The organism is Kitasatospora sp. NPDC001527 (assembly GCF_040298605.1).
Lineage (GTDB): Bacteria > Actinomycetota > Actinomycetes > Streptomycetales > Streptomycetaceae > Kitasatospora.
In genome coordinates, this window is sequence record NZ_JBEPAM010000077.1 from 20,669 (window position 1) to 27,470 (window position 6,802).

The 6,802-nt window shown below is 74.6% G+C and carries 7 protein-coding genes; 2 read left to right on the forward strand and 5 right to left on the reverse strand.

Annotated elements, in window-relative coordinates; all coding sequences use genetic code 11:
- Nucleotides 1-2 precede the first annotated feature (2 nt).
- The 5 genes from ABT238_RS36730 to ABT238_RS36750 all read right to left on the reverse strand — a co-directional run bounded on the left by ABT238_RS36730 (nt 3) and on the right by ABT238_RS36750 (nt 5,701).
- Nucleotides 3-1,211, reverse strand: a complete 1,209-nt coding sequence (locus ABT238_RS36730; RefSeq protein WP_350570990.1) for an acetylornithine transaminase — start codon at nt 1,209-1,211, stop codon at nt 3-5.
- Nucleotides 1,208-2,083 carry an acetylglutamate kinase gene (argB, locus tag ABT238_RS36735; RefSeq protein ID WP_350571017.1) on the reverse strand — a complete coding sequence of 292 codons (876 nt, stop codon included), beginning with the start codon at nt 2,081-2,083 and terminating at the stop codon, nt 1,208-1,210. Before argB ends, ABT238_RS36730 begins: the two co-directional genes overlap by 4 nt.
- Before the next feature lie 88 nt (nt 2,084-2,171).
- Nucleotides 2,172-3,344 (reverse strand): bifunctional glutamate N-acetyltransferase/amino-acid acetyltransferase ArgJ, encoded by a 1,173-nt coding sequence (gene argJ / locus ABT238_RS36740; RefSeq protein WP_350570992.1) that lies wholly within the window; start codon nt 3,342-3,344, stop codon nt 2,172-2,174.
- Nucleotides 3,341-4,369, reverse strand: a complete 1,029-nt coding sequence (gene argC, locus ABT238_RS36745) for an N-acetyl-gamma-glutamyl-phosphate reductase (RefSeq protein WP_350570993.1) — start codon at nt 4,367-4,369, stop codon at nt 3,341-3,343. The genes argJ and argC overlap by 4 nt, the downstream gene beginning before the upstream one ends.
- A gap of 111 nt (nt 4,370-4,480) precedes the next feature.
- A complete protein-coding gene (locus ABT238_RS36750) occupies nt 4,481-5,701 on the reverse strand; it encodes a methyltransferase (protein ID WP_350805979.1) in 1,221 nt (406 codons plus the stop codon).
- Nucleotides 5,702-5,815: 114 nt separating this feature from the next.
- On the opposite strand from ABT238_RS36750, the gene ABT238_RS36755 reads away from it, so the two are divergent.
- Both ABT238_RS36755 and ABT238_RS36760 read left to right on the forward strand, forming a co-directional pair.
- Nucleotides 5,816-6,220, forward strand: a complete 405-nt coding sequence (locus ABT238_RS36755; protein WP_350570995.1) for a VOC family protein — start codon at nt 5,816-5,818, stop codon at nt 6,218-6,220.
- A 37-nt stretch (nt 6,221-6,257) separates the two neighbouring features.
- Nucleotides 6,258-6,632 carry an RNA-binding S4 domain-containing protein gene (locus ABT238_RS36760; RefSeq protein ID WP_350570996.1) on the forward strand — a complete coding sequence of 125 codons (375 nt, stop codon included), beginning with the start codon at nt 6,258-6,260 and terminating at the stop codon, nt 6,630-6,632.
- The last annotated feature ends 170 nt before the right edge of the window (nt 6,633-6,802 follow it).

Consider the following 6,802-nt stretch of genomic DNA (forward strand, 5'->3'; position numbering starts at 1 on the left):
GACTACGCTCGGTTCGCATCGTCCGGGGCGTCCTCGCGGACGGCCCGCAGGACGGCCGGCAGCGCCGCGAGGAACGCGTCGGCCTCCTGCTCGGTGAGCACCAGCGGCGGAGCGAGCCGCACCGCGTCCGGCACGGCGGCGTTCACCAGGAAGCCGGCCTCCTGCAGGCCCGCCTGCACCTTCGCCGACACCGGCTCGGTCAGCACGATGCCCAGCAGCATCCCGGCCCCGCGCACGTGCGAGACCAGCGGGTCGCCGAGCGCCTCGACGCCGTGCCGCAGCCGCTCGCCGATCTTGCGGGCGTGCTCCAGCAGGCCCTCGGAGTCGATGGTGTCGAGCACCGCGAGGCCGGCCGCCGCGGCCACCGGGTTGCCGCCGAAGGTGGTGCCGTGCTGGCCCGGGGTGAGCAGCTCGGCCGCCCGGCCGAAGGCCAGCACCGCGCCCATCGGCAGGCCGCCGCCGAGCGCCTTGGCGAGCGTGACCACGTCCGGCTCGATGCCCTCGAAGGCCTGGTGGGCGAACCAGTGGCCGGTGCGGCCGACCCCGGTCTGGATCTCGTCCAGGACGAGCAGGGTGCCGGTGGCGCGGGTGATCTCCCGGGCGGCGGCCAGGTAGCCGTCGGGCAGCGGGATCGCGCCGTTCTCGCCCTGGATCGGCTCCAGGAAGACGGCGGCGGTCTCGGTGGTGACGGCCGCGCGCAGCGCCTCGACGTCACCGAAGGGGACGTGCGTGACGTCGCCGGGCAGCGGGCGGAACGGCTCCTGCTTGGCGGGCTGGCCGGTGAGCGCGAGGGCGCCCATGGTGCGGCCGTGGAAGCCGCCCTCCAGGGCGACCAGGTGGGTGCGGCCGGTCCGGCGGCTGATCTTGAAGGCGGCCTCGTTGGCCTCGGCGCCGGAGTTGCAGAAGAACACCCGGCCCGGGCGGCCGTCCAGGCGCAGCAGCCGCTCGGCGAGGGTGACGGTGGGTTCGGCGATGAAGAGGTTGGAGACGTGGCCGAGGGTGGCGATCTGGCGGCTCACGGCCTCGACGACCGCCGGGTGGGCGGTGCCGAGGGCGTTGACGGCGATGCCGCCGAGCAGGTCGGTGTACGCCTTGCCGTCGGCGTCCCAGAGCGTGCTGCCCTCGCCGCGGACCAGCGGGATCCGCGGGGTGCCGTAGTTGTCGGTGAAGGAGTGCTGCCACCGCTCGGTGAGCTGGGCGTTGGAAGTCATGCGAGTCCCCCGGTCACGGTCGGTTCGTCGTCCGGCACGACCATCGTGCCGATGCCCTCGTCGGTGAAGATCTCCAGCAGCAGGCTGTGCGGCACCCGGCCGTCCAGGACGCGGGCGGTGCCGACGCCCGAGCGCACGGCGCGCAGGCAGCCCTCCATCTTCGGGAGCATGCCGCTGGCCAGGTCCGGCAGCAGTTCCTCCAGCTCGGAGGCGTTGAGCTGGCTGATCACGTCGTCGGAGTTCGGCCAGTCCTTGTACAGGCCCTCGACGTCGGTGAGGACGACGAGCATCTCGGCGCCGAGCGCGACCGCGAGGGCGGAGGCGGCGGTGTCGGCGTTGATGTTGTAGACGTGGCCGTCGGTGCCGCGGGCGATCGAGGAGATCACCGGGATGCGGCCGTCGGAGATCAGCGCCTTCACCGCGCCGGCCTCGATGTTGACGATGTCGCCGACCAGGCCGATGTCCACCTGCTCGCCGTCCACCACGGCGTACCGCTTGACGGCGGTCATGGTGTGGGCGTCCTCGCCGGTCATGCCGATCGCGAACGGGCCGTGCTGGTTGAGCAGACCGACGAGCTCGCGCTGCACCTGGCCGGCGAGCACCATCCGGACCACGTCCATGGTCTCCGGGGTGGTGACCCGCAGGCCGTTGGTGAACGAGGACTCCAGGCCGAGCCTGTCGAGCTGGGCGCTGATCTGCGGGCCGCCGCCGTGCACCACGACGGGGTGCAGGCCGGCGAAGCGCAGGAAGACGACGTCCTTGGCGAAGGCGGCCTTGAGCTCCTCGTCGACCATGGCGTTGCCGCCGAACTTGATCACCACGGTCTTGCCGTGGAAGCGCTCCAGCCACGGCAGGGCCTCGATGAGCGTCATGGCCTTGGGCAACGCGGTGTTGTTGCGGGCCTGTTCGCCCTTGGGTGCGATCTGCACTGTTCTGCTTCCCCGGCTCTGGTGGCGGCTGTCAGGTGGAGTAGGCGCTGTTCTCGTGCACGTAGTCGGCGGTGAGGTCGTTGGTCCACAGGCTGGCCCCGGCCCCGCCGGCGTTGAGGTTCGCGGTGATGACCACCTCGCGGCCGGTCATGTCGACGAGGTCGCGGTCCTCCCCCACGCTGCCGTCGCGGCAGACCCAGACACCGTTGATCGCGACGTCCAGGCGGTCCGGGTCGAAGGCGGCGTCGGTGGTGCCGATCGCGGCCAGCACCCGGCCCCAGTTCGGGTCCTCGCCGTGGATGGCGCACTTCAGGAGGTTGTTGCGGCTGATCACCCGGGCGACCTCGACGGCCTCCTGCTCGGTGGCGGCGCCGGTGACGTCGATCCGGATGTCCTTGCTGGCGCCCTCGGCGTCGGCGATCAGCTGACGGGCGAGGTCGGCGCAGACGGTGCGCACCGCCTCGTCGAACTCGGCCGGGTCCGGGACGGTGCCGGACGCGCCGGAGGCGAGCAGCAGCACGGTGTCGTTGGTGGACATGCACCCGTCGGAGTCGATCCGGTCGAAGGTGGTGCGGGTGGCGCCGCGCAGCGCCGCGTCCAGGGCGGCGGCGTCGGCCTCGGCGTCGGTGGTGAGCACGACCAGCATGGTGGCCAGGCTCGGGGCGAGCATGCCGGCGCCCTTGGCCATGCCGCCGACCGTCCAGCCGGCCGGGCTGGTGACCTGCGCGGTCTTGTGGACGGTGTCGGTGGTCTTGATGGCGATCGCGGCCCGCTCGCCGCCGGTGGCGCTGAGCGCGGCGGCGGCCGTGGTGACGCCGGGCAGCAGGATGTCCATCGGCAGCCGCACGCCGATCAGGCCGGTGGAGGCGACGGCGACCTCGCCGGCGTTCAGCCCCAGCTCCCCGGCGACCTTCTCGGCGGTGGCGTGGGTGTCCTGGAAGCCGAGCGGGCCGGTGCAGGCGTTGGCGCCGCCGGAGTTGAGGACGACGGCGGAGACCGTACCGCCCTTGAGGACCTGCTCGGACCAGAGCACGGGGGCGGCCTTGACCCGGTTGGCGGTGAAGACGCCGGCGGCGGCCAGCAGGGGCCCGTCGTTGACGACGAGCGCGAGGTCGGGGGTGCCGGAGGCCTTGATCCCGGCGGTCACGCCGGCGGCCCGGAAGCCCTGGGCGGCGGTGACGCCGACGTTCTGGTGGTCGGTCACGGTGCGACTCCGTTCACGGGAAGGCCCAGCTCCTCGGGCAGGCCGAGGGCGATGTTCATGCTCTGCACCGCGCCGCCGGCGGTGCCCTTGACCAGGTTGTCGATCGCGCTGATCGCCACGATCCGCCCGGCGGCCGCGTCCAGGGCGACCTGCACCAGGGCGGCGTTGGAGCCGTAGACGCTGCTGGTCTGCGGCCACTGCCCCTCGGGCAGCAGGTGGACGAACGGCTCGTCGCCGTACGCCCGCGCGTAGGCGGCGCGCAGCTCCTCGGCGCCCACCCCGGGCTTCGCCTTCGCGGAGCAGGTGGCGAGGATGCCGCGCGGCATCGGGACGAGGGTGGGGGTGAAGGAGACTGTGACCGGCTCGCCGGCGAGCGGGGTGAGGTTCTGGGACATCTCCGGGGTGTGCCGGTGGACGCCGCCGACGCCGTAGGCGCTGACGCTGCCCATCACCTCGCTGCCGAGCAGGTGGGTCTTGGCGGCCTTGCCCGCGCCGGAGGTGCCGGAGGCGGCGACGACCACGGCCTCGGGCTCGGCCAGGCCGGCCGCGTAGGCGGGGAACAGCGCGAGCGAGACGGCCGTCGGGTAGCAGCCGGGGACGGCGATCCGGTTGCTGCCCTTGAGCGCGGCGCGGTGGCCGGGCAGCTCGGGCAGGCCGTAGGGCCAGGTGCCGGCGTGCGCGGAGCCGTAGAACTGCTCCCAGTCGGCGGCGGCCTTGAGCCGGAAGTCGGCGCCGCAGTCGACGACCAGCACGTTCGCGCCGAGCGCCTCGGCGACGGCGGCGGACTGGCCGTGCGGCAGCGCCAGGAACACCACGTCGTGGTCGGCCAGTACCTCGGGGGTGGTCGGTTCCAGGACCCGGTCGGCCAGCGGCAGCAGGTGCGGCTGGAGCAGGCCCAGCCGGGTGCCCGCGTTCGAGCCGCCGGTCAGCGCCCCGATCTCCACCTCCGGGTGGCCGAGCAGCAGGCGCAGCACCTCACCGCCCGCGTATCCGCTCGCGCCGGCGACGGCGACTCGCAATGCCATGGCGTTCCTCCTTCGTCGTGGCATGAATATACGCAGTACGGAACATTCATGCAAGGGAGGGTGCGAAGCACCGCCGCCCGGCCCGGCGTCCCGGGCGGCGCGGGCACGCGGTCAGCGCTTGACGGCCCTGAGCACCACGAACTTGGGGTTGCCCGCGACCGTGCGGCAGTTGCCGAACAGGCGGCGCAGCTTGACGTGGTAGCCGAGGTGGCGGTTGCCGACCACCCACAGCTCGCCGCCCGGGCGCAGCGCGCGGCGGGCGCCGGTGAACATCCGCCAGGCGGTGGCGTCGGTGGTGGCCTGGTGGGAGTGGAAGGGCGGGTTGGTGAGGACGAGGTCCACCGAGCCGGCCGGGACGGGCGCGTCGCTCAGCGCGTCGGCGGTGAGGAACTCGGCGGGGGCGTCGGGGCCGAGGTTGGCGCGGAAGGTCTCCTCGGCGGAGGCGACCGCCTGGTGGGACTCGTCGACGAAGAGCAGTTCGGCGCCGGGGGCGGCCAGGGCGGCGGCGGTGCCGACCACGCCGTTGCCGCAGCCGAGGTCGACGATCCTGGCGCCGGGGGCGGCGGTGGGCAGGTGGGCGAGCAGGAAGCGGGTGCCGATGTCGAGGCGGTCGGCGCAGAAGGTGCCGGCGTGGTTGACCACGGTGCGGCCCGAGGCGGGGCCGATGTCGCCGGGCAGGGCGTAGCGGTGCGGCCAGGGGTTGGGACCGGGGTCGGCGGCCCGGCCGGGGGTGCACAGGATCAGCCGGGCCTTGCGGACGGCGAGCGAGGTGCGGGTGGGGCCGAGGATCCGCTCGAAGAGGTCGAGCGTGGAGGTGTGGATCTCGGTGGTCATGCCGGTGCCGAGGACCACGGTGTCCGGGCGCAGGGACGGGGCGAGCCGGTGCAGCTGGTCCTCCAGCAGGGCGAGGCTCTTGGGGACGCGCACCAGCAGGACGTCGGTGGACGCGGGCGGGGTGTCGCGGGTGGTGAGCAGCCGGGCGGCCCCGGGGGCGGCGCCGGCCCGGGCGAGGTTGGCCGCGGTGGCGCGCTGGGCGAGGTGCGAGTCGCTGATCTGGGTGATCCGCGCCGGGGCCCGCTCGGCGGGGGCGGTGGCGAGGGCGGTGGTGAGCGCGCCCCAGCGGTCGCCGAGGACGGTGACGGCGCGGCCGGCCAGGGCGGTGGCCCGGCCCTCGGCGGAGTCGGCCTCGCCGGCCAGGTGCCGCAGCAGGTACTCGTCGGCGGCGTCCCAGGCGCGCAGCCGCTCGCGCGGGTCCTCCGGGTAGCGGGTGAGGCCGAGGGCGCCCCACGGGGTCGGGAAGGGGGTCACGGCGGCGGTGGCGAGGTGGTTCATCGCCGCCCAGGCTAGCCGACCGGCTGCCGCGCGGGGACCGGCGCCCGACCGGCGCCCGCGCGGGGACCGGGGCGGCGGCCGATACTGGGAGGGCCCGACGGAAGGGGCACGGCCATGGACTGGAAGCTCGAAGTGGTGGTGGTCCCGGTGACGGACGTCGACCGGGCGAAGGTCTTCTACGAGGAGCGGGTCGGCTTCGCCGTCGACCACGACACCCGGATCCGGGACGGGGTGCGGGTGGTGCAGCTGACGCCGCCCGGCTCCAGTTGCTCGATCGTGGTGGGCACCGGGCTGACGGACGCGCCGGCGGGCTCGCTGAAGGGGCTGCAGCTGGTGGTGCCGGACATCGACCGGGCGCACGCGGAGCTGGTGGCGCGGGGCGTGGAGGTGAGTCCGGTGCAGCACTTCGAGGACGGGGACCGGGTGGACGGGCGGGGCGAGCTGTGGAACTCCTTCGTCTTCTTCAGCGATCCGGACGGCAACGGCTGGGCCGTCCAGGAGGCGCCCGGCCGGCGCTGAATCCGGCGCCGGGCACGGGAGGACCTAAGCTCGGAGGATGGTCGAAGACGAGGGAAGCGTCCGGGTGGACAGCTGGATCTGGTCGGTGCGGCTGGCCAAGACGCGGTCGGCCGCGGCGGCGGCGTGCAAGGCCGGGCACGTGCGGGTCAACGGTGATCGGGCCAAGCCGGCGCAGGCGCTGAAGCCGGGCGACGAGGTCCGGGTGCGCCTGGAGGGGTGGGAGCGGGTCGTCGTGGTGACGAAGCTGATCCGCAAGCGGGTCGGCGCGGGGGTCGCGGCGGAGTGCCTGGTGGACAACAGCCCGCCGCGTCCGGCGCGCGAGTTCGTCGCCGCGCCGGGCGTGCGCGACCGGGGCGCCGGGCGGCCGACCAAGCGCGACCGCCGGGAGATGGACCAGCTGCGGCGGCACTGAGACGGGTCCGCGGCAGGAAGCACCGGCAGGGCGTCGCGCACGGCGGTCTCCACCACGGCGCCGGCCGGACTGCCGGCGGGGGGGGGGGGGGGGGGGGGGGGGGGGGGGGGGGGGGGGGGGGGGGGGGGGCGGGGGGGGGGGGGGGGGGGGCGTGCGGAGGGCCGGCGGAA

Excerpts from the sequence above, each read along its gene's own strand:
- ABT238_RS36730 (WP_350570990.1), bottom strand. The coding sequence starts at position 1,211 with ATGACTTCCAACGCCCAGCTCACCGAGCGGTGGCAGCACTCCTTCACC.
- argB (WP_350571017.1), bottom strand. The coding sequence starts at position 2,083 with ATGACGCTCATCGAGGCCCTGCCGTGGCTGGAGCGCTTCCACGGCAAG.
- argC (WP_350570993.1), bottom strand. The coding sequence starts at position 4,369 with ATGGCATTGCGAGTCGCCGTCGCCGGCGCGAGCGGATACGCGGGCGGT.
- ABT238_RS36750 (WP_350805979.1), bottom strand. The coding sequence starts at position 5,701 with ATGAACCACCTCGCCACCGCCGCCGTGACCCCCTTCCCGACCCCGTGG.
- ABT238_RS36755 (WP_350570995.1), top strand. The coding sequence starts at position 5,816 with ATGGACTGGAAGCTCGAAGTGGTGGTGGTCCCGGTGACGGACGTCGAC.
- ABT238_RS36760 (WP_350570996.1), top strand. The coding sequence starts at position 6,258 with ATGGTCGAAGACGAGGGAAGCGTCCGGGTGGACAGCTGGATCTGGTCG.